At 66.6% G+C, this 21,302-nt stretch carries 21 protein-coding genes and 1 tRNA gene; 21 read left to right on the top strand and 1 reads right to left on the bottom strand.

Annotation, left to right across the window (positions count from 1 at the left end):
• Positions 1–155: 155 nt before the first annotated feature.
• From rpsB to GY937_11420, 21 genes are all read left to right on the top strand, one after another.
• Entirely contained in the window at positions 156–1,241 is a 1,086-nt protein-coding gene (gene rpsB / locus GY937_11520; protein MCP5057339.1) for a 30S ribosomal protein S2, read from the top strand.
• Positions 1,242–1,370: 129 nt separating this feature from the next.
• Entirely contained in the window at positions 1,371–2,240 is an 870-nt protein-coding gene (locus GY937_11515) for an elongation factor Ts (GenBank protein MCP5057338.1), read from the top strand.
• A complete protein-coding gene (locus GY937_11510; protein MCP5057337.1) occupies positions 2,237–2,950 on the top strand; it encodes a UMP kinase in 714 nt (237 codons plus the stop codon). Before GY937_11515 ends, GY937_11510 begins: the two co-directional genes overlap by 4 nt.
• A gap of 27 nt (positions 2,951–2,977) precedes the next feature.
• The gene (gene frr, locus GY937_11505; GenBank protein MCP5057336.1) at positions 2,978–3,547 is read left to right on the top strand and encodes a ribosome recycling factor; all 570 of its coding nucleotides are present in this window, start codon (positions 2,978–2,980) and stop codon (positions 3,545–3,547) included.
• Positions 3,548–3,565: 18 nt separating this feature from the next.
• The gene (locus GY937_11500) at positions 3,566–4,378 is read left to right on the top strand and encodes an isoprenyl transferase (protein MCP5057335.1); all 813 of its coding nucleotides are present in this window, start codon (positions 3,566–3,568) and stop codon (positions 4,376–4,378) included.
• Positions 4,375–5,553: a 1-deoxy-D-xylulose-5-phosphate reductoisomerase gene (locus GY937_11495; GenBank protein MCP5057334.1), complete on the top strand. Its 1,179-nt coding sequence runs from the start codon at positions 4,375–4,377 to the stop codon at positions 5,551–5,553. The genes GY937_11500 and GY937_11495 overlap by 4 nt, the downstream gene beginning before the upstream one ends.
• On the top strand, positions 5,550–7,244 hold the full coding sequence (rseP, locus tag GY937_11490; GenBank protein ID MCP5057333.1) for an RIP metalloprotease RseP: 1,695 nt from the start codon (positions 5,550–5,552) through the stop codon (positions 7,242–7,244). Before GY937_11495 ends, rseP begins: the two co-directional genes overlap by 4 nt.
• 6 nt (positions 7,245–7,250) lie before the next feature.
• Entirely contained in the window at positions 7,251–8,048 is a 798-nt protein-coding gene (gene tsaB, locus GY937_11485; protein MCP5057332.1) for a tRNA (adenosine(37)-N6)-threonylcarbamoyltransferase complex dimerization subunit type 1 TsaB, read from the top strand.
• Positions 8,049–8,182: 134 nt separating this feature from the next.
• Positions 8,183–9,205: a ketol-acid reductoisomerase gene (gene ilvC / locus GY937_11480; protein ID MCP5057331.1), complete on the top strand. Its 1,023-nt coding sequence runs from the start codon at positions 8,183–8,185 to the stop codon at positions 9,203–9,205.
• Position 9,206: 1 nt separating this feature from the next.
• Positions 9,207–9,890 carry a phosphatidylserine decarboxylase family protein gene (locus GY937_11475; protein ID MCP5057330.1) on the top strand — a complete coding sequence of 228 codons (684 nt, stop codon included), beginning with the start codon at positions 9,207–9,209 and terminating at the stop codon, positions 9,888–9,890.
• Positions 9,887–10,732: a CDP-diacylglycerol--serine O-phosphatidyltransferase gene (gene pssA, locus GY937_11470; protein ID MCP5057329.1), complete on the top strand. Its 846-nt coding sequence runs from the start codon at positions 9,887–9,889 to the stop codon at positions 10,730–10,732. The genes GY937_11475 and pssA overlap by 4 nt, the downstream gene beginning before the upstream one ends.
• Complete coding sequence (locus GY937_11465; protein ID MCP5057328.1) at positions 10,729–12,282, top strand: 2-isopropylmalate synthase; 1,554 nt, start codon at positions 10,729–10,731, stop codon at positions 12,280–12,282. The genes pssA and GY937_11465 overlap by 4 nt, the downstream gene beginning before the upstream one ends.
• A 75-nt stretch (positions 12,283–12,357) precedes the next feature.
• On the top strand, positions 12,358–13,446 hold the full coding sequence (gene leuB, locus GY937_11460) for a 3-isopropylmalate dehydrogenase (GenBank protein MCP5057327.1): 1,089 nt from the start codon (positions 12,358–12,360) through the stop codon (positions 13,444–13,446).
• The gene (locus GY937_11455) at positions 13,443–14,456 is read left to right on the top strand and encodes a hypothetical protein (GenBank protein ID MCP5057326.1); all 1,014 of its coding nucleotides are present in this window, start codon (positions 13,443–13,445) and stop codon (positions 14,454–14,456) included. The genes leuB and GY937_11455 overlap by 4 nt, the downstream gene beginning before the upstream one ends.
• A gap of 5 nt (positions 14,457–14,461) precedes the next feature.
• A complete protein-coding gene (gene truA / locus GY937_11450) occupies positions 14,462–15,202 on the top strand; it encodes a tRNA pseudouridine(38-40) synthase TruA (GenBank protein ID MCP5057325.1) in 741 nt (246 codons plus the stop codon).
• 204 nt (positions 15,203–15,406) lie between these two features.
• The gene (rplM, locus tag GY937_11445) at positions 15,407–15,859 is read left to right on the top strand and encodes a 50S ribosomal protein L13 (GenBank protein MCP5057324.1); all 453 of its coding nucleotides are present in this window, start codon (positions 15,407–15,409) and stop codon (positions 15,857–15,859) included.
• Positions 15,813–16,250, top strand: a complete 438-nt coding sequence (gene rpsI / locus GY937_11440) for a 30S ribosomal protein S9 (protein MCP5057323.1) — start codon at positions 15,813–15,815, stop codon at positions 16,248–16,250. Before rplM ends, rpsI begins: the two co-directional genes overlap by 47 nt.
• Positions 16,251–16,341: 91 nt before the next feature.
• Complete coding sequence (locus tag GY937_11435) at positions 16,342–17,376, top strand: N-acetyl-gamma-glutamyl-phosphate reductase (GenBank protein MCP5057322.1); 1,035 nt, start codon at positions 16,342–16,344, stop codon at positions 17,374–17,376.
• 180 nt (positions 17,377–17,556) lie between these two features.
• Positions 17,557–18,027 carry an NUDIX domain-containing protein gene (locus GY937_11430; GenBank protein MCP5057321.1) on the top strand — a complete coding sequence of 157 codons (471 nt, stop codon included), beginning with the start codon at positions 17,557–17,559 and terminating at the stop codon, positions 18,025–18,027.
• Positions 18,028–18,042: 15 nt separating this feature from the next.
• Positions 18,043–19,647: a CTP synthase gene (locus GY937_11425; GenBank protein MCP5057320.1), complete on the top strand. Its 1,605-nt coding sequence runs from the start codon at positions 18,043–18,045 to the stop codon at positions 19,645–19,647.
• Between the two features lie 98 nt (positions 19,648–19,745).
• Positions 19,746–19,822: transfer RNA gene (locus GY937_11420), tRNA-Val, on the top strand.
• 109 nt (positions 19,823–19,931) lie between these two features.
• Here GY937_11420 and GY937_11415 read toward each other — a convergent pair.
• Positions 19,932–21,101, bottom strand: a complete 1,170-nt coding sequence (locus GY937_11415) for a hypothetical protein (protein MCP5057319.1) — start codon at positions 21,099–21,101, stop codon at positions 19,932–19,934.
• Positions 21,102–21,302: the final 201 nt, after the last annotated feature.

Here is a 21,302-nt window from a genome sequence, read left to right as displayed (position 1 = left end):
CGGCGCCCCCCTCGGGGGCGGACACAGGCGTGGGGTTCTGCTAACCCTTCGCGACTTCACACGTTCCGGGTTGCCCCAGCGGTCCGTCGTGCCCCAGGCGCGGCGGTGGGGAGGACACAGCCGGGAGCGGAGGACCAACCGCAAAGGAGAATCGTATGTCCGAAACGCCGACGGATCCGTCCGTCCAGGCCCCGGCCGCTACCCCGGCCCCCGCGACTGAGCCCCAGGCCGAGTCGCTCACCCATGCCGAAGAGCGCGAGAAGCGCACCGCCACCGTTCGTTCGTTCCTGGAGGCCGGTGCCCACTTCGGTCACCAGACCCGCCGATGGAACCCGAAGATGAAGCCCTTCATCTTTGGCGAGCGCAATGGCGTCCACATCATCAATCTCGACGACTCCGTGCCGTTCATGGTCGGCGCTCTCGAGTTCCTGCGTGAGACCGTCGCCCAGGGCGGCAAGGTGCTGTTGGTGGGAACCAAGCGTCAGGCCTGTGAGCCGATCAAGGACGCGGCCATCCGCAGCCAGCAGTACTACGTGAACAACCGCTGGCTCGGCGGGATGCTGACCAACTTTCGCACGGTCAAGAAATCGATCGAGTACTTCAAGGATCAGCTCGAGATCCTGGCGGACGAGGAAAAGGTGGCCGAACTCGCCAAGAAAGAGCTCTCGCGGCTGAACCGTTCGGTGACGAAGTACCGGAAATCACTCGACGGCATTCGCGAGATGACGCGCCTGCCTGACGCCATGTTCGTGATCGACGTGAACAAGGAGCATATCGCAATCGCCGAGGCGCGACGTCTCGGGATTCCGATCATTGCCGTCGTCGACACCAACTGTGATCCCAAGGGCATCGATTTCGTCGTGCCGGGAAACGACGACGCTGTACGGGCGATCGAGCTCTACTGCGATCTCGTTGCGGATGCGTGCCTGGAGGGCGCTGAGCTCTTCAACCAGCGCATCATCCAGGACGAGCCGGCCCAGGGAGACGCCGGGGCGGATTCGGCCCCGGGACGCCGTGTCGTGGAGATCAAACAGCAGCAACCCGGTCGACGCGGTCGCCAGGCGGGTGGTGCGCATTCCGCCATGGGCCGCCCGCGTCGCGACGAACGGCCGGCCGAGGGCGAGGCACCGGCGCCCGCCGAGGCCGCACCGGGAGCGGCCCCCGCTGCTGCTCCCGAAGCCGCCGCAGCTGAAACGCCGGCCGTAGCCGCCACAGAGGAGGCACCGAAGGGCGACGCCTAGCGAGCGCCCGGAACATTCAGGCAGCCGCAGGGCGGCTGTCCAACGAAACCAGGGCTTCGTCGGAGGCGCGGCCCCTGACCCAGAATCTCTGGGAGGACGGCCCACCGGGTCGAGGAAGAGGATCGCAACGTGGCCGTTTCAGCAAGTGACGTGAAGGCGCTTCGGGACCGTACCGGAGCCGGGATGATGGACTGCAAGAAGGCGCTTGCCGAGGTCGACGGTGATGTCGACAAGGCGATCGAGGCGCTCCGTGAGCGAGGCCTGGCGAAGGCGGTCAAGCGCTCCGGTCGGGAGACCTCCGAAGGGACGATCGCCATGGCTCTCAGCGGCCAGGCCGGCGGCCTGGTCGAACTCGGCTGCGAGACCGATTTCGTGGCGAAGACCGACAACTTCCAGGCACTCGCCACCGGCATCGCCGGGGCCGCGGCGTCGCATCCCGAAGTGGATGGCCCTGAGGCGCTGGGTGAGATCTCTCTTGATGGTGAGAAGATCAGCGAGCGCGTCGCCAGCGCGGTAGGCACCCTGGGAGAGAACATCCAGCTCAAGCGCTCGACGCGGCTCGCGGTCGGCTCTGGGCACGTGGGTGGGTACATCCACGCCGGCGGCAAGCTCGGCGTGCTGGTGGCGCTGGAGACCGCTGCCACAGGCCCGGCGGTCGAGGGCCTGGCGAAGGATCTCGCGATGCACGTGGCGGCCGCGGATCCGAGCCCGGTCGGCGTCGATCGCGATGATGTCGCCAAGGATCTGATCGACAAGGAGGCGGAGCTCTTCCGCCGCCAGGCCGAACAGGACGGCAAGCCGGCCCAGGTGATCGACAAGATCGTCGAGGGGCGGATTCGCAAGTACTACAGCGAGGTCTGCCTGCTCGAGCAGGCCTTCGTGAAGGATCCCGACAAGACCATCCAGGCGCTGACCAAGGAGGTCGGCGATGCTGCGGGGAGTGCCATCAGCGTGGCTGGTTTCTTACGCTTCAAGCTGGGAGAAGACGCCTCGGAATGAAAGCCGCCTACCCGCGGATCCTGCTCAAGCTCTCCGGCGAGGTCCTCGCCGGCGATGCTGGCTTTGGCATTCAGCCCGCCGTCCTGCGCGAGTTGGCCGAGGAGATCCGCGACGTCCGCGCGCTGGGCACCCAGATCGGCATCGTGATCGGTGGCGGCAACATCATTCGCGGCGTCACGGCGGCGAATGAGGGAATGGATCGCTCAACGGCCGACTACATGGGCATGATGGCGAGCATCATGAACAGCGTGGCCCTTCAGGACGCTCTCGAGCACCTGGATCTGGCGACCCGTGTGCTCTCGGCCCTCGAGATCCAGGAGGTGGCCGAGCCCTACATCCGGCGGCGTGCGGTGAGACACCTGGAGAAGGGGCGCATCGTGATCTTCGCCGGTGGTACCGGAAATCCCTATTTCACCACCGATACCGCCGCGGCGCTTCGTGCAGCAGAAGTGCACGCGAGCGTCGTGCTGAAGGGGACGAAGGTCGATGGTGTCTACTCGGATGATCCGGAAAAGAATCCAAAGGCCGAGCGCTTCGAGCGACTCAGCTTCGATGACGTGACCCAGCGTCGGCTGGCGTTCATGGACCAGGCGGCCATTGCGTTGTGCCGGGAGAATGCGCTTCCGATCGTGGTCTTCGATATGACGGTTCCTGGCAACATCCGAAAGGTGGTCGCTGGGGAGACGATCGGCACGACGATTTCCGACTGAGCGGCATCAACAGGGAGAGAGCACAGCATGGCGGAGGAAGATGTAGCCATCGTTCTGGACGAGGCGAAGGAGGATATGGAGAGGGCTGTGCGCCGTTTCGGTGCCGGGCTGCAGAAGATTCGCACTGGACGTGCGAACCCCGCGATCCTCGAAGGTGTCCAAGTCGACTATTACGGGACACCGACCCCCTTGAATCAGCTCGCAACCCTCTCGGCTCCAGATGCCAGGCTGATCGTCGTATCCCCCTTCGACAATGGATCGCTGGGAGATGTGGAGCGGGCCATCCAAGCGGCTGACCTGGGCCTGACGCCGAGCAACGACGGCAAGGTGATTCGGCTTCCGATTCCGCCGCTTACGGAGGAACGTCGCAAGGAGCTGGTGAAGCAGATCAAGAAGACCGCCGAGGAACACAAGATCGGTGTCCGTGAAGCGCGCCGCGGTGCGGTCTCGATGCTCAAGGATCTGGAGAGCGACGGCAGCGTCCCCAAGGACGACCGGCACCGGATCGAGAAGACCATTCAGGACCTGACGGACGAGTTCATCGCCAAGATCGACACGATGACCCATGCGAAGGAGGAGGAGGTCCTCCAGGTCTAGCGCCGAGGAAGTCATCCCATGTCCGAGCGCCGACACGCAGAGCCCGGAGGCTCCCAACCCGAAGGGTCCAAGCCCGAGGGATCCGAACCCGCAACCGACCCGGCGGGCGCCGCGATCCCGCGGCACGTCGCCGTCATCATGGATGGCAACGGCCGTTGGGCGGAAGGGCGGGGGCTCCCCCGCACCGAGGGCCACCGAGCGGGGCTGGAGGCCGTGCGGAAGATCGTGCGCGCCGCGGACGATCTGGGCATCGGCTTTCTCACCCTGTTTGCCTTCTCCTCGGAGAACTGGAATCGCCCGAAGCAGGAGGTCGACCTGCTGATGCGCCTGCCCGAGGAGTTCTTCGAGCTGGATCTTCCGGAGGTCATCGAGCGCGGTTGCCGCATTCGCACGATCGGGCGCATGGAACGCCTTCCGCCTAACGTCCGTCGCACGCTCGAGAATGCCAAGCAGCGCACGGAGAGTGGAACGGGCATGCAGCTCGTCTTCGCGCTCTCCTACGGGGGCCGAGCAGAGATCGTGGATGCCGCGCGGCGCCTGCTGCGCGAGCACGAACAGGGAAGCCTCGATCCCGACGGCCTGGACGAGAAGACCTTTGCGGCCCACCTCGATTTGCCCGAGCTTCCCGATGTGGATCTGATGATCCGCACGGGCAGGGAAATGCGGATCTCGAACTTCTTGTTGTGGCAACTCGCCTACGCGGAAATCCACCTCACGGATTGCATGTGGCCGGATTTCGGGCGCGCCGAGCTGGAAGCGGCGATCGCCGATTTCAATGGCCGCGAGCGCCGCTTCGGCCAGACCGGTGCCCAGGTGCGAGAGGGCTCGTGAGGCGTCTGGCGCTCCTCGGCAGCACGGGCAGCATCGGCGAGCAGACGCTCTCGGTGGCCCAGGAGTTCCCGGATCGCTTTCGCGTCACGGCGTTGGCCGCCGGCCTGAACATCAAGCGGTTGGCAGAGCAGGTGGCGCAGGTACGCCCGGGGCGGGTGTCGGTGATGGAGGAGGCTGGGGCGGCGGAGCTTCGTCAGCGTCTCGAGGCGGCTTCGGTCCCGGTCCCGGAGATCGTCGTTGGGGCCGCAGGGCTGATTGCCGTCGCCGAATACGAAGCCGACCTCGTGGTCGCGGGCCTGGTGGGCGCCGTGGGCCTGGCTCCCACCTTCGCCGCGATCCGCGCGGGCCGCGATATCGCGCTTGCCAACAAAGAGGTGATGGTGATGGCCGGGGCGTTGGTCCGCCGCGAGGTGGAGCGTGCCGGCGTGGCGCTCCTGCCCGTCGACAGCGAGCACAGCGCGATCTTCCAGGCCTTGGCCGGTCAGCGCCCGGAAGACATCGATGCCCTCATCCTGACCGCCTCGGGTGGTCCCTTTCGCACCTGGAGCAAAGAAGAAATCGCGGGCGCAAGTGTCGAGCAGGCTCTCGACCACCCGAACTGGAGCATGGGGCCGAAGATCACGATCGATTCGGCCAGCCTGATGAACAAGGGCCTCGAGGTGATCGAGGCGCGCTGGCTCTTCGACGTTCCGCCGGAACGCATCCGGGTGGTGGTGCACCCGCAGTCGATCGTGCATTCGCTGGTGGAGTTCATAGACGGGTCGGTGCTCGCGCAGCTGGGAATGCCCGATATGCGGGGACCGATCGCGCTCGCGCTCTCCTGGCCCGAGCGACTGCCGGTCTCGACGCCGCGGCTCGACCTGGCCGCCGCGGGACGGCTCGATTTCGAGACTCCGGATACCAAACGCTTCCCCTGCCTGGATCTGGCCTTCCGCGCCCTGACGGGCGGTGAGGCCGCACCGGCGGTGCTGAACGCAGCCAACGAAGTATCCGTCGCAGCCTTCCTCGCGGGGGGGCTGCTCTTCCCCCGAATCGCAGCCACCAACGGCCTCGTGCTCGAGGCCTGGCTCGCCGATCATGAAGGCGAAGCGGTCGAGCGTCTGGAAGAAGTGGAGGCCGCCGACGCCTGGGCAAGGGCCCAGGCTCGGGCGCATCTGGAGGATCTGACTCCGTGAGCCAAATCGCCACCGGTGCAGAGGGCATCTTTGCGTTCATACTGATGCTCGGCGTGCTCGTCACGGTTCACGAGTGGGGCCACTACATCGTGGCGAAACTCTGTGGCGTTCGCGTACTCAAGTTTTCGATCGGTTTCGGTTCGCCGATTGGAATCGGCCGCTTCCGCATGGCCTGGACGCGCAGTGGCACGGACTACGTCGTGGCTTGGATCCCCCTGGGCGGCTACGTGAAGATGCTCGGGGAGAATCCCGGCGAAGAGGACGGCCCGGAAGCGCTCGAGGATCCCGCTCGCAGCCTGCCTGCCCAGCCGATGTGGAAGAAGCTGGCGATCTACCTCGCGGGCCCCGCGATGAATCTGGTGCTTCCCGTACTGCTACTGACGGGCACGCTCTGGGTGGGTATCGATCGGCAGGCCCCGGTGATCGGCACGATCGAACCGGCCTCACCGGCCGCACGGGCGGGTCTCGCCGCTGGCGACCGGATCCTGGAGCTGAACGGCGAGCCGGTCACCTGGTGGCAGGATCTGAACGAGTTCGTCCGGGAGCATCCGGGCGAACGCGTCGAGCTCGGGATCCAGCGCGAGGGAACTGCGGATTTCACACGTTCGGTGCCGATCGAAACCCGTCCCGGAATCGACCGGGTGTTTCGCGATGACAAACAGGTCGGCTGGCTAGGCATCCAGCACGAGCGGCAGAAGGCGCTGATCGGATTCTCGGGGCCGGAGGCGATTGCTGCAGTGAGCGGATTGAGGGCAGGCGATCGCGTGGTTCGGGTGGGAGAACGCGAGGTCGAGGACTGGGCCGGCTTTGCCGTGGCCTACCGCGAAGCCGGGGAAGTGGGCGAGATCGGCCTCCGCGTCATGCGGCCCCAAGGTATTTACCTGGAGGCAGAAGAGAGCCCGGTCGACGTCAGCGTTCCGGCCCTCGGCAGCGTGGACGCATTGGGTGTGGCTCCGGCGGTCGTCCTGGTCGCCGCGGTTTCCGAGGAGATGCCAGCGGCCCAGGCTGGGATCGAGGCCGGCGATCTGATCGTGGCCGTCGACGGGCGACCGATCGGCAGCTTTCTCACCTTCCAGGAGACGGTGCTCGGCAGCGGCGGCCGAAGCCTCGATATCCAGATCGCGCGGGCCGGGGAGACGCGCCGCGTGTCGATCCAACCCAAGAAGGTGCCTTCCCAGATCGAGGGAAACGATCAGGAGGAGTATCTGATCGGCATTCAGGGTGCGAACGCGGCGCTTCAGGGTGCCGTTCGTCAGGAGCGCTTGCGCAACCCCTTCGTCGCCATTCCGCGCGCGACGGTGATGACCTACGAGGTCACCACACTCTTCCTGCGCGGGCTTCGCAAGCTGATCACTGGCGATATCTCACGTAAGGCGATCGGCGGCCCGATCGAGATCGCCAAGCAAAGCCACTCCGCCTTCCAGGCTGGCTGGGATCGCTTCCTGCAGCTGTTGATGCTGATCAGCATCAACCTCGGCATCCTGAACCTTCTGCCGATTCCGATCCTCGACGGCGGCCAGGCGTTGATTGCCCTGGTCGAAGGCGTGAAGCGTGGCCCGCTCTCGGTTCGCACCCGCGAGCTCGTCCAGCAGGTCGGACTGATCTTGTTGGTGGCCCTGATGAGCTTCGCTCTATGGAATGATGTTTCCCGCAACTGGTCGAACTTCTTCGACTGGATGCGGGGTCTGTAGTCAGGTTTGGCAGCCGAGCGCCACTCCGGGAACGGGCGCGGAAGGCCGCGCCATCGGGTCGAGGCCGGTCGTTCGAATCGCCCCCGGGCTGCCACCGGCGGGCCGCGGATCCTCGCACTCGAAACGGCGACCCGGGTGATGAGCGTGGCGATCCTCGAGGGGCCGCGGGTGATCGCGGAGCTGTCCAGCGAGGGCGCGCGCGTCCACTCGGAGCGGCTGCTTCCAGGGATCGACACCGTGCTCGACGAAGCCGGCTTCGGCTTGGGAGATCTCGATGCGATCGCGGTTTCGGCCGGGCCCGGTTCGTTCACAGGGCTGCGCATTGCGATCGCCACCGCCAAGGGCCTGGCCTTCGGGGCCGGGCCGGCGCTGGTCGGCGTGTCCACGCTGGCGGCGTTGGCGCGGGCGGCCCACGGCGCGAGTGGGCCCGTGGCCGCACTCCTCGACGCGCGCCGCGGGGAGCTTTATGCGGGCGTTTGGAGCTCGGCCGATGCGGCCGCTGAGCCCATCGTAGCCGAGAGCGTCTATTCGCCGGAGGGGCTCTCCCGGCTGCTCCCACCCGGTACGCAGATCATGGTAGGCGAAGATGCCTTCGACGGGGCGGCTGCCCTGGTTGCGGCCTCCGGCCCTGGCCTCGAGCTGTCTCCGGCTGTCGCCGCCCGGGCTGGGCGGGTCGGAGAGCTTGCCCTGGCGCGCCTGGAGGCGGGTGGCGGGCAAGCTGCGGCGGCCCTGCGTCCCCGCTACTTGAGGCGTGCGGAAGCCGAGGTGAAGCGAACGGGCGAGGCCCTCGAACCGACGCTTTGACACCCCTCCGGGGCTTTCGTAGCCTCGGCCCTTCGGCGGACGCCGGAATCCCGTAAGCGCCCGGAAGCGCAGGCGGAGTCCCCGGCCCACAAGGCCCGCTTTGTCCCCCAGGAACCCACGGAGATGCATCCCCCATGGCACTGAACATCTACTACGACAAGGACGCGGACCTCGGCCGGCTCGAGGGCCGGATCGTCGCCGTGATCGGCTACGGCAGCCAGGGCCACGCCCACGCCCAGAACCTGAAGAACTCCGGCGTCGATGTCGTGGTGGGGCTGCGCAAGGATTCGGCTTCCTGGTCGAAGGCCGAGGCCGCGGGTCTGCGCGTGGCGACTCCGGACCAGGCGGCCCGTGAGGCCTCGGTGATCATGTTGACCGTCCCGGACGAGACCGCCGCCGCGCTCTACGCCGACGAGATTGCTCCGGGGCTCGAGCCCGGCGACTACCTGGCCGTGGCCCACGGTTTCAACATCCACTTCCAGGCGATCACTCCGCCGGAGAACGTGAATGTCTTCATGGTTGCGCCGAAGGGGCCCGGCCATACGGTGCGCGCCCACTACGAGGAAGGGAAGGGTGTGCCGTGCCTCGTCGCGGTGCATCAGGACCCGACCGGCGACACGCTGCAGATCGGGCTGGCCTACGCCAAGGCGATCGGCGGCGGCCGCGCCGGCATCATCGAGACGACCTTTCGCGAGGAGACCGAGACCGATCTCTTCGGCGAGCAGGCCGTGTTGTGTGGTGGGCTCACCGAGTTGATGCGCAACGGTTACGAGACCCTCGTCGAAGCGGGCTACGCGCCGGAGATGGCGTACTTCGAGACGATCCACGAGGTGAAGCTGATCGTCGATCTGATCTACGAAAACGGCATGGCCAATATGCGCTACTCGGTCTCGAATACCGCGGAGTACGGGGATTTCACCCGTGGCCCGCGCGTCATCGATGCGGGTGTGAAGGATCGGATGCGGCAGGTCTTGAAGGAGATCCAGGAAGGCGAGTTCGCCAAGGAGTTCATCCTCGAGAACCAGTCGGGCTTCGTCGGCTTCAACGCCATGCGGCGTCGGGCGGCCGAGCATCCGATGGAAAAGGTAGGCGCGCGGTTGCGTGGCCTGATGTCCTGGCTGGGCGAGAATCGTCTGGTCGATCGATCGAAGAACTGACGTGAGCGAGCGCCCGGCCGACCCCCATTTCCAGGAGAGGCTCACCGCCTGGTTCGCGCCGGATGTCTACCGGTTCGGAATACCCCTGTTCGTGGTGTCCGGCCTGGCCTGGGGCCTGGAGGCATCGATCGTCTCCGCCGTCTTCGGCGGGCTCGGTGTGTTCGTGGCGGCCTTCTTCAGGAACCCGGAGCGGACCCTCCCGGAGGGCGAGCGGCTCGTGATCGCGCCGGCCGATGGGCGCGTCATCGAGGTCGGGGAGATCGAGACCGCGGATGGCGAAAAGGCTTTGCGGATAGGCATCTTCCTCTCAGTCTTCAACGTTCACGTGAACCGTGTGCCGGTGTCCGGACGCGTCGTTTCGCTCGAGCGTTCCGGGGATGCCTACCTGGCCGCCTTCAACCGCGAGGCCGAGACCCGCAATGTCCGCTGCGCGATGACCCTCGCCATGGCCGACGGCCGGCAGGTGGGCGTCGTGCAGATCACCGGGCTGATCGCCCGGCGCATCCTCTGCCATCCGGAGATCGGCGAGTGGCTCGACCGGGGCGTACGCTACGGGCTGATCCGCTTCGGCTCACGTACCGATGTGGTGCTGCCCCTCGGCACCACGGCGCTGGTGGAGCGCGGCACCCGGGTGCGGGGTGGGAGCACGGTGATCGCTGAGCTCGAAGGGGAGGAGGCCGCATGAGCGAGTCCGAAATCCCGAGCCCGACAGGACAGGCCGATCGAGAGGGCGCTCGGCGCAGGCGCAAGCGACGTCGCCGCCAGCGTGGTGATGCCCGCCGGGGCATGGCCCTGCTTCCGCAGCTCTTCACGACGGGCAACCTGGCGGCGGGTTTCTGGTCGATCACCCTGGCGGCACGAGGCGACCTGGATCGCGCCGCCCTGGCGATCTTCATCGCCTGGATCTTCGATGTGCTCGACGGCCGTGTCGCGCGGATGGCGCGGGCGACCAGCCGCTTCGGCGCTGAATACGATTCGATCGCCGATACGGTCTCGTTCGGTGTTGCGCCGGCCATGCTCGCCTATCAAGCGGGTGCCCTCCAACAGCTGGGCTGGACGGGTTGGGTGCTGGCATTCCTGTACGCGGCCTGTGCCGCACTGCGGCTGGCGCGCTTCAACGTCACGCCGGATCGGTACCGTGGCAGGTTCGAAGGCCTGGCCACGCCCTCGGGCGCCGGCATGGTGTTGTCCTCGGTCTGGTTCGCGGGTTTCCTGCGTGAGAGCGGGTTGCCTCTCGATATCCCCGCACCCCTGGCAGGCGTTGGTATCGCACTACTCGGCGTGCTGATGGTGAGTCCCATTCCCTACCGGAGCTTCAAGGATCTTCGCATCAGGGGCTCCTACACGACCACGGTGCTGATGGTGTTGGCGTTGGCGGTGATCCTCTCGAAGCCCTCTGTCACGCTCTTCCTGGTTGGGATCGTCTACGTGGCCTCCGGGCCGGTGGAGTGGGTGTGGCGCTGGCGTACCGGCAAGACGCTCGAGGAGATCCCGGCGGAATCGGAAGGGAGTGCGACTGAATCATGAGCGACGACAAACACATTCGCATTTTCGATACCACGCTGCGTGATGGCGAGCAGGCGCCGGGCTGCAGCATGAACCTGAACGAGAAGGTGACCCTGGCTCGCCAACTCGAACGCCTCGGGGTGGACATCATCGAGGCCGGCTTCGCGATCGCCAGCGATGGCGACTTCGCTTCGGTCAAGGCGATCGCGGAAGCGCTGGAGGAGACCAGGGTCTGCAGCCTCGCGCGCACCGCCGAAGCCGATATCTCCCGTGCAGGTGAGGCCCTCGAAAAGGCGCGTCGGCCGCGCATCCACACATTCATCGCAACCAGCGAAATCCATCTGGAGCACAAGCTCAAGATGGGCCGCGAACAGGTGCTCGAAGAAGTGGACCGGGCAGTGCGTCAGGCACTGCAATTCACGGATGACGTGGAGTTCTCTGCGGAAGATGCCACCCGATCGGATTGGGATTACCTCGTGCAGGTCTTCAACTGTGCGGTGAAGGCCGGTGCCACGACCCTGAATGTGCCCGATACGGTGGGCTACACGACCCCGGTCGAGTACCACGATCTGATCCTCTATCTACGCGAGCACATCCCCGGCAGTGAGAAGGTGATCTTCAGCCTGCATTGCCACAACGATCTGGGCCTGGCGACGGCCAACAGCCTGGCCGCCATCGAAGCGGGCGCACGCCAGGTCGAGTGCACGATCAACGGGATCGGCGAGCGTGCCGGGAACACCGCCATGGAAGAAGTCGTGATGGCGTTGAAAGTCCGGAAGGATGCCTTCGACGGGCTGGACACGAAGATCCGCACGACCGAGATCTATCCGACGAGCCGGATGCTTTCGTCGATCGTCGGCTTCCCGGTGCAGCCGAACAAGGCGATCGTTGGCGACAACGCCTTCGCCCACGAAGCCGGGATCCACCAAGATGGCGTGCTCAAGGCGGCGATCACCTACGAGATCATGACGCCCCAATCGATCGGCCGACCGTCGAACGAGTTGGTGTTGGGCAAGCACTCGGGCCGTCACGCCTTCCGCGACCGCCTGACCGAGATGGGCTACGAGCTGGCGGACGAGGACTTCCAGAAGGCCTTCCGCCGTTTCAAGGCCCTCGCTGACAAGAAGAAGACGATCTACAACGAAGACCTGGAAGCCATCGTCTCCAGCTCAGTGAACGCGGAAGCCGGGCGCTTCCGGCTCGGAAACCTGGTCATCCAGAGCGGCACCTTCGCCACGCCGAATGCCACGGTGGAACTCCTGATCGACGGCGAACCCAAGAAGGCGACGGCCCAGGGCGATGGCCCGGTCGACGCCGTGTTCAAAGCCATCGCCGAGCTCACCGAAACCAAGTCCGAGCTCCTCCAGTTCCAGGTGAAGGCCATCACAGGCGGCATGGACGCCCAGGGCGAAGTCACTGTCACGGTGACCGAAGACGGCCGCCGCATGATTGGCCACGGCGCGCACACCGACATCATCGTCGCCAGTGGCCGCGCCTACGTAGCCGCCATCAACCGCCTGGAAGCCCAGAAGACCCAGCGCCCCCAGACCAACGCCCCTCGCGGTATCTGACGCAACAGCGGGGACGTTCCTCAACGCAATACGACGAATGCAACGCCCCGTTGCATTCGCAGGAAAACGGAGACCATGAGCGAGAAGATCCTCGTCCTGCCTGGCGACGGCATCGGCCCTGAAGTCACCCGCGAAGCGTGCCGCGTGCTCGAAGTCGCAGCGCACCGGGCGGGCTTGCGACTGGGAATGGAAGAAGCCCGGATCGGCGGCGCTTCGATCGATGCCGACGGGACGCCTCTTGCCGATGCGGTCGTGGCCCAGGCTCGCGCGAGTCGGGCCGTCCTGCTCGGCGCTGTGGGTGGCCCCAAATGGGATGCCTTGCCGGTGGATACACGGCCCGAGAAAGGCCTCCTGCGCATTCGCAAGGAGCTCGGCTTGTTCGCCAACCTGCGGCCGGCCACCGTGTTCCCGGCACTGGCCGCCGCATCGACCCTGCGCCCGGAGGTCGTGGACGGCATCGACCTGTTGGTGGTTCGTGAGCTGACCGGAGGCATCTATTTTGGTGAGCCGCGGGGGCGCGCGCTGGTGGAAGGCCGCCGCGAGGCGCGCAACACGATGGTCTACGACGAGGTGGAGATCGACCGGATCACGCGGGTGGCCTTCGATTCCGCGCGGCGGCGTCGGCACCACCTGACCCACGTCCACAAGGCCAATGTGCTCGAGGTTTCGCAGCTCTGGATGGAAGTGGTCGATGAAGTGGCGAAGGATTACGACGACGTGGAGCTCAGCCACCAGCTCGTCGATTCCTGCGCGATGCTGCTGGTGCGCGACCCGGGCCGCTTCGACGTGATCGTGACGGGCAACTTGTTTGGCGACATCCTCTCGGACGAGGCCGCGATGATCACCGGCTCCCTCGGGATGTTGCCCTCGGCGAGCCTGGGTGAGGGCGGCGTGGGCCTGTACGAGCCCGTCCACGGCTCCGCACCGGACATCGCTGGCCAGGATGCGGCCAACCCGCTGGCGGCCATCCTCTCCGTGGCCATGATGCTCGAACACACCTTCGAGCGGGAGGATGTGGCTGCCGGGGTGCGCAGTGCGGTGACCGCCGTTCTCGGCGAAGGCCTCCGCACCGGCGATCTGGTGCTGGATGGCGAGGAGCGCCCGACGCTCGGCTGTGTGGCGATGGGCGACGCGGTGCTGCGTCAGCTCGAGAAGGGCGCATGAGCACGCCCGAGCTGCTGCGTGTGGCCGTGATCGGCGCCACGGGCACCGTGGGCCGGGAATTGATCTCGCTCCTGCAAGAGCGCCGCTTTCCGATCCAACGGCTGGTGCCGGTGGCGAGCGAAGATTCGATCGGCCAGGAGGTCGAGTTCCTTGGCCACGATCTGCCCGTCGAGACCGAGCCTCCGCCGCTGACCGAGCTTGACCTGCTCTGGCTCTGCACACCCGCCGCTGCTGGTGTGGATTGGATCCGGCTTGCCCTGCGCAGCGAGTTGGCCTGCGTCGATCTCGGCGGTGCTCTGGCCGAGCGCGGAGAGATCCCGCTGGGCCTGGCCGCCAACCCGGCGCGGGCATGGTCCGCCGAGCAGCCATTGATCGCCGGGCCCGCAGGCCCCGTTCTGTTGCTGGCCCCCGTGCTGGCGGCGCTTGCCGAACGCGCCGGTGTGGCGCGGGCCCAGGCCACCATCCTCGAATCCGCCTCCAGTGTGGGCCGCGCCGGCGTGGAAGCGCTTCAGCAGGAAACCCTGGGCCTCTTCCAACAGCAGGAGGTCGATATCTCCGAGGTCTTCCCGAAGCCACTGGCCTTCGATTGCTTGCCGTCGGCCGACGCGCCGGGGCTGGGCCTGACGGGAGACCGGGAGGCCCAGATCGAAGTGCACCTGAGCCGGCTCCTCCCGGAGCCGATGCCCCTCTCGGTGACGGCCGTGCGGATTCCCACCTTCGCCGGTTGTGGCATCCAGCTCTCCGTCGAGACCGAGCGTCCGCTCTCGGCCCAGGAGGCGGCCGACACGCTCTCGAAGACGCCCGGCATCGTCGTCAGCGACGAGCCGGGTGCCCCCAACACCCGCGGCAGTATCGGCAGCTCCGATGTGGGCGTAGGCCGGGTCCGTCCCGACCCGTCCGCGCCCGAGGGCCACGGCTTGCGGCTCTGGCTGGCCGGAGATCCGGTTCGTCTGGCCGCGCTCAACGGCCTCGAGCTGGCTCGCGAGCGCTTCTTCAGCACCGGCACCTGATCCTCATGCCGACCTTTCGGCTGACCATCGAATACGATGGGACGGATTTCGAGGGCTGGCAGCGGCAGCCGGAAGGTCATCGCTCCGTGCAGGCCGAGCTGGAGGGCGCGCTTACGGCGATCGTAGGCGCGCCGGCCACGGTGAAGGCCGCCGGTCGAACCGATGCCGGGGTTCATGCCGAGGGCCAACTCGTCGCCGCGGCTCTGGCGACGGATCTCGCCCCCGAGACCCTGGCCCGCGCCCTGAACGCCAAGCTGCCGGCCGATGTGGCGGTCGCCGATGCGGCCTTCGCCCCGGACGGGTGGAACCCGCGCTTCGCGGCCAAGGGCAAGTTGTATCGCTACCAGATCTGGAATGCGGCCAGGCGCTCCCCCCTGCGGCTGCGGCGTTGGCACCACGTCCCCCAACGCTTGGATCTGGCGGCCATGCAGACGGCCAGCGAACTCCTTCTGGGGAGGCACGATTTCGCTTCCTTCCAGGCGGCGGGTTCGAGCGTGACGGATACGGTTCGCACCCTGGCCCGTCTAGAGGTGAAGGGGGCCGCTGGGGAGGCCGTGGTGATCGAGGCGGAGGGAGACGGCTTCCTACGCCACATGGTCAGAAACCTGGTGGGAACCCTTCTGGAGGTGGGCGTGCGCCGTCAGGTGCCCTCGTGGACCGCTGAGGTGCTCGCCAGCCGAGAGCGCAGGGCCGCGGGCCCCACCGCACCCGCCCTGGGCCTGACCCTGGTGCGAGTGGATGCTTGACCGCGGGGACGCCCTGAGGAAGCGGGGACGTTCTTTCCGCTGTTTCCGTTGCGGGTTTTCCCGCGGAGCGGGAAAACCCGCAACGGAAACAGCGGAAAGAACGTCCCCGCTTCCGGCTTCTTGACCCCCGGGGATCCGCTTGCTATCGAACACCCCTCGCCGCCGCGCTCTGCGCGCGCGAGCCCTTAGAGAGGACTGCATCCGATGGGAGCCCAGGCCCACCTGGCCACTCAGAGCGCCAAGCTCGCCGACGTCGAACGGCGCTGGCTCGTCGTGGACGCCAAAGACGTCGTGCTTGGCCGTCTCGCGACCCACGTGGCGACGATCCTTCGCGGCAAGCACAAGCCTACGTACACGCCCCACGTCGATACCGGCGATTTCGTCATCGTGATCAACGCCGAGAAGGTGAAGCTCACGGGCCGCAAGCGAGAGGCGAAGACGTACTACCGCCACTCTGGTTGGGCGGGCGGCCTGAAATCGATCACCGCGGACAAGCTGCTCTCCGGCCCGTATGCGGACCGGGTCGTGCGCAACGCCGTCCGCGGCATGATTCCCAAGAACGCACTTGGCCGGAAGATGCTCGCGAAGCTCAAGGTCTACGCCGGTCCCGATCATCCCCACGCGGCTCAAAAGCCCGAGGAGCTCGTCCTTGACTGATGTGCAGACCAGTACCGCCGCGACCGGCCGTCGCAAGACCTCTGTGGCCCGCGTCCGGGTGAAGCTCGGCGTGGGTTCGATCGTCGTGAATGGCAGGCCCCTCGAGGAGTACTTCCCCCGCGAGAGCCTGGTGAAGATGATCCATCAGCCCTTCGATACCACCGGCCTCGGCGGCCAGTACGACATCGTTGCCAGCATCAATGGCGGCGGTGTCTCCGGCCAGGCAGGCGCGTTGCGCCACAGCATTGCCCGCGCGTTGGAGAAGCTCGACCCGTCTCAGCGCCCGGCGCTGAAGAAAGCGGGCTTCCTGACCCGCGATGCGCGGAAGATCGAGCGGAAGAAGTACGGGCAGCGCGGTGCGCGTGCCCGTTTCCAGTTCTCGAAGCGCTAGGCCTCATCCAGAGAATCGTTTGCGAACGGGAGGTCTTCGGGCCTCCCGTTTTGCGTTTCAGCCGGGTTCGGCTGACCATAGGAGATCGACCATGCGGATTGCCGTCGTCGGAGCGAGCGGATACACCGGGCTCGAAAGCCTGCGCATCCTGCACCGCCATCCGCATTGCGAGGCGGTCGCGGCGACCAGTGAGCAGCGGGCGGGTCAGCCCGTGGGCGAGGTCTACCCGGCACTCCGGGGTGTCACCGAGCTGGAATTCGAGAATGCCGACCCGCAGGCGCTCGCCAGCCGGGCGGATGCAGCCATTCTCTGCCTGCCCCACGCCACCGCCGCCCCTATTGCCGCCGGCCTGCGGAAGGCCGGGGTGCGGGTCGTGGACCTCTCGGCGGATTTCCGCCTCTCCGATTCGGCGACCTACGAGGCCTGGTACGGCCCCCACGGCGCCCCGGAGCTGTTCGGGCAAGGCGTCTACGGCCTGCCCGAGCTGTACCGGAAGGAGATCCGCAGCGCAGACCTCGTGGCGGTGGCCGGTTGCTATCCGACCTCCGTGCTGATCCCGCTGGTGCCCTTCCTCCGGGCCGGTATCGTCCAGACCGAGGGGATCCACATCGACAGCAAGTCCGGGGTTTCCGGTGCCGGCCGCAAGTTGGCCGAACACTTCCTGATGGCGGAGATGGACGGCAACGCGAAGGCCTACGCCATCGGCGCCCACCGCCACGGGCCCGAGATCGAGCAGGAGGCCCGCCTGGCCGCCGGCACCGAGGTGCGGGTGAGCTTCGTGCCCCATCTGCTGCCCACGGTGCGGGGCACGCTGAGTACGATCTACCTGCGCACGAAAGCGCCCGTGGGAGAAGATGCCGCGCGCGCCATCCTGGCCGAGGCCTGGAAGGACGAGCCCTTCGTGCGGATGCTGCCCGCCGGCGAGGCGCCCCAGATCAGCAGTGTGCGCGGCAGCAACTTCTGCGACGTCAATGTCGTGGCCGACGAACGCAACGGCACGCTGATCGTGCTTGCCGCGATCGACAACCTGGTGAAAGGTGCCTCGGGGCAGGGCGTGCAATGCCTGAACCTGATGGCGGGCTTCGAGGAGACGGCCGGGCTCGGCGAGGCACCGTTCTCGCCGTAGGCCTCTGAAACGCTGTCTCGCCCCCACGAAATTGCGGCGGCGCGAGCCCGCGGAAATTGCGGCGGCGCGAGCCGGGCGCTACAACCCTCCGAACTCCTTCGGGGTGAGAGACATCCGTTCGGTCCCGTCGCATTCCCCCACGGCATCGCCGTGCGCGGCAAGTTCCGGATCGCCAGGCACATGACGGCTTCCACGTCGTACTTCGCCGCCGATCCGACGGAGATCCGCCTCTCGGTATCAGCTGTGGTGTGGAGCGCCGGTCCCGGCAGCCCGCTCCTGCTGATGCGCCGCAGCGACAACGGGCACTGGGGCCTGCCGGGAGGCTATGTGGAGGCCGGCGAGAACGTGGCCACCGCCGCGGCCCGCGAGGTCGAAGAAGAGACCGGGGTGCGCATCGACGTGGGCCGATTGATCGGCGTCTACTCCGAGCCGGCTCGTCAGGTGATTGCCTACCCGGACGGCAACCGGGTGCAATCCGTGAACCTCTGCTTCGAGGGCACGCCGGTGGGGCAGGGCGAGCCCACAACGCCGGAAGAGACCCTCGAGATCGGTTATTTCGCGCCGGAGGGCCTGCCACAGCCCTTCGTTCCCATCCACCAGATTCGTATCGACGACGTGCGGGCCAGCGAAAGCGCCGCCGCCGTCCGATAGACTCCAGGAGAGCTCATGACCACGCGCCCCAAGAAGTTCATCTTCGTCACCGGAGGGGTCCTTTCGGGCCTCGGCAAGGGTTTGTCCGCCGCCGCCATCGGGGCCCTGCTGGAAGCCCGGGGCTTACGGGTCGCTTTCCTGAAGCTCGATCCCTACCTGAACGTCGATCCGGGCACGATGAATCCGGTGCAGCACGGCGAGGTGTTCGTCACGGACGACGGCGCCGAGACGGATCTGGACCTGGGGCACTACGAGCGCTTCACCCGCACGCGCACGGGCCAGGTCAACAACGTGACTGCCGGGCGTGTGTACAACACGGTGATCAGCAACGAGCGCAAGGGCGATTACCTGGGCGGCACGGTGCAGGTGATCCCGCACATCACCGACGAGATCAAGAAGCGCATCCACCTGGCCGGGGAAGGTGCGGACCTGCTGATCGTCGAGGTCGGCGGAACCGTGGGCGATATCGAATCGCTGCCGTTCCTCGAGGCCGTTCGTCAGGCGCGCAATGACGTGGGCCGGGAGAACGTGTGTTACGTCCACCTTGCCCTGGTGCCGTTCATTCCTTCGGTGGGTGAGCTGAAGACCAAGCCGCTTCAGCATTCGGTGAAGGAGCTTCAAGCTGTCGGCATCGCGCCGGACGTTCTGCTCTGCCGCACGGATCGTTTCCTGCCCCGTTCCGTGAAGGCCAAGATCGCGCTCTTCTGCAATGTGGATGAGGACGCGGTGGTCACCGCCAAGGACGTGGAGCACATCTACGAGGTGCCACTCGTCTTCGCCGATGAAGGGCTGGACGAGAAGATCACCCGGGTGCTCGGCATCTGGACGGGAGCGCCCAATCTCAGTGCCTGGGAGAAGCTCGTCCACGCCATCCGTCATCCCGAGCGGGAAGTGCGGATCGGGATGGTCGGGAAATACGTGGACCTGACCGATGCCTACAAGAGCCTGAACGAGGCGCTCCACCACGCGGGGGTCGCCAATCGGGCGAAGGTGCGCATCGAGTATTTCGATTCGGAAAAGATCGGGAGCGCCGACGAGCTGCACGGGGTCGACGCGATCCTCGTGCCCCACGGCTTTGGTGCCCGGGGCGTGGAAGGCAAGATCACGGCCGTGCGCTACGCCCGCGAGAGCGGCACACCCTTCCTGGGCATCTGCTTCGGCATGCAGATGGCGGTGATCGAATACGCGCGGAACGTGGCGGGCCTGACGGGCGCCAACTCCCGGGAGGTTGACGCGGATACGCCTCACGCGGTGATCGACTTCCTGCCGGACCAACGCGATGTGGAGGACAAGGGCGCGACCATGCGCCTCGGCGCCTATCCCTGCACCCTCGAGGCGGGCACGAAGACCGCGGAAGCCTACGGCACCCTGGAGGTCTCCGAGCGGCACCGGCATCGGCTCGAGTTCAACCCGGAATATCGCGATCGCCTCCTGGAGGCCGGCCTGGTGCTTTCCGGGACCTCGCCGGACGGGCGGCTTGTGGAAGTCGCAGAGATCACCGATCACCCCTGGTTCGTGGGCTGCCAGTTCCATCCGGAGTTCAAGAGCACGCCCTTCGAGCCCCATCCGCTCTTCACGGCCTTCGTGAAGGCAGCCGTGACGAAGGCCGAGAGCGACTGAGGCTGGAAACGTCCGATCCGCCCAGCACCCGAAGCGCTCTTGCGCGGCCCGGGGCCCTCGTCTAAAACCCCTTGACCCACAGGGCCTTAGGTCCTCCTGGGGCGTTAGCTCAGTTGGCTAGAGCGCCGTGCTCACACCGCGGAGGTCACTGGTTCGAGTCCAGTACGCCCCACCATTGGTAGCCGAAGGGATCGATCGTTTGCGCTGGTTCACGATGGGGTTCTGGCCGAATTGCTAGTCCGGGGTCGGTGCGACTCAGAGAAAAGCCCGCATCGGCGGGGCGGCTAGCGCCTGGTCCGGGTCCGGAATACGGCTGCGACGACGAGGATCGTCATCAGCAAGACCGTGGTTCGAGGCTCGGGCACGCCCGCGATCAGCAGGAATTCCAGGCCGAACGCAGTGGTCGGATCCTCAGCAAACAGGGTGGCTCGAAGACGGGCGGTCGAGTCGGAGGACGGGGGTAGGGCGGAACGGTCGAAAGAAAAGACCTGACCATCCAATGCCTGCTCATCGGTCGTGTTCAGATCGAGGACTACCTGCCCTCCGATCTCGAAGGTCAACTGGAGCTGCGTCCCGAGCAGCTGCCCGGTGGGGCTCAACGCGACCAGGTCCAGATCCGGGAAGGCGGACAGGTCGGGAAGCCGCTCGAGCTCGATTTCGGTCTCGAGCAGAATGACCTCGTCGGCGGTAGCGGACGCCGGAGCCGCGAAGGCCAGGGCGGCCCAGGCGAGGATGGCGTCCCCTTGTCCAACGAACGGAGCGGCTGCAGGCAAGGTAGCCTGGGCCGGAGCCGCGACTGCGGATACCGCGACATTCGCGTCGCCTGGGACCAGGGGGCCGGGTGTCCCTTCGAGGGACGCGACTGAGATCGCTTCGCCCACGACTTCGGCCTGCGCGATGGCCCTGATCTCCTGCGAGAATGCGCTCGCGGTCGCGAGTCCGCCGGTGCCCATTCCTACGGCGCGACCCGACGCGACTCCCCATGTCGGGTCTGAGAGGAGGCTTCGTGTCGTCGCGGTCGCCTGTGCCGTTGCGATGCCTTGGAATTGCGAGGTCGCCGTCGCGAGGGCCGTGGTCGGCCCAAAGCCTTCAGCTACGGCGGCTGCATGGGAGTCGTTGCTCCGGCCGAGCGCATTCGCCTCGCCGCGCACAGCGCTCGTGTTCGCACCAAGCGCGTCGACCGAGGCCGTGGCAGAGCCTCCGCTCCCTCCGCCGGAAGCGGGGCCTCCAAACGCATCGGCGATGGCGTCGATCGACCCACCACCGGCGTTTCTTGCGATCAACGATGAAGTGGCCGAACCGCCGTCCGCGCCCGAGGAGCTGGAGCCCCCGACCGCAGCTTGCCGGAGGCTGAGGTTGCCGCTCGTTCGGCCCGACGCCGCATCGACCAGCGTGGCGTTGCCAACTGCAGAACCGGTGCTGCCCCCCCCTTGCGCCCGGACGCTGACCTGCACCGATCCGGTTTCGGACTCTCCGTAGTGTTGGCGATCACGAGAAACCGTAGAAATCTGATCATCTAGTGATATGATTCATAAATAAAGGGCACTATTGGACTATCCACGTTACCCTCGCGGCGAACGGCCAGAGGGGCACGATGCGGGTCGCAGCCGAGATTCACCTCAGCAAGAGCCAGCGGGCGACGCTTCAGCAATGGT

This window comes from bacterium (assembly GCA_024228115.1).
GTDB lineage: Bacteria > Myxococcota_A > UBA9160 > UBA9160 > UBA6930.
This window is presented reverse-complemented; position numbering and strand designations above follow the sequence as displayed.

Coding starts and splice junctions, on each gene's coding strand:
- GY937_11465 (MCP5057328.1), top strand. CDS start 10,729: ATGAGCGACGACAAACACATTCGCATTTTCGATACCACGCTGCGTGAT.
- truA (MCP5057325.1), top strand. CDS start 14,462: ATGCCGACCTTTCGGCTGACCATCGAATACGATGGGACGGATTTCGAG.
- rplM (MCP5057324.1), top strand. CDS start 15,407: ATGGGAGCCCAGGCCCACCTGGCCACTCAGAGCGCCAAGCTCGCCGAC.
- GY937_11455 (MCP5057326.1), top strand. CDS start 13,443: ATGAGCACGCCCGAGCTGCTGCGTGTGGCCGTGATCGGCGCCACGGGC.
- GY937_11500 (MCP5057335.1), top strand. CDS start 3,566: ATGTCCGAGCGCCGACACGCAGAGCCCGGAGGCTCCCAACCCGAAGGG.
- pssA (MCP5057329.1), top strand. CDS start 9,887: ATGAGCGAGTCCGAAATCCCGAGCCCGACAGGACAGGCCGATCGAGAG.
- frr (MCP5057336.1), top strand. CDS start 2,978: ATGGCGGAGGAAGATGTAGCCATCGTTCTGGACGAGGCGAAGGAGGAT.
- GY937_11435 (MCP5057322.1), top strand. CDS start 16,342: ATGCGGATTGCCGTCGTCGGAGCGAGCGGATACACCGGGCTCGAAAGC.
- GY937_11510 (MCP5057337.1), top strand. CDS start 2,237: ATGAAAGCCGCCTACCCGCGGATCCTGCTCAAGCTCTCCGGCGAGGTC.
- GY937_11430 (MCP5057321.1), top strand. CDS start 17,557: ATGACGGCTTCCACGTCGTACTTCGCCGCCGATCCGACGGAGATCCGC.
- GY937_11425 (MCP5057320.1), top strand. CDS start 18,043: ATGACCACGCGCCCCAAGAAGTTCATCTTCGTCACCGGAGGGGTCCTT.
- rpsB (MCP5057339.1), top strand. CDS start 156: ATGTCCGAAACGCCGACGGATCCGTCCGTCCAGGCCCCGGCCGCTACC.
- leuB (MCP5057327.1), top strand. CDS start 12,358: ATGAGCGAGAAGATCCTCGTCCTGCCTGGCGACGGCATCGGCCCTGAA.
- ilvC (MCP5057331.1), top strand. CDS start 8,183: ATGGCACTGAACATCTACTACGACAAGGACGCGGACCTCGGCCGGCTC.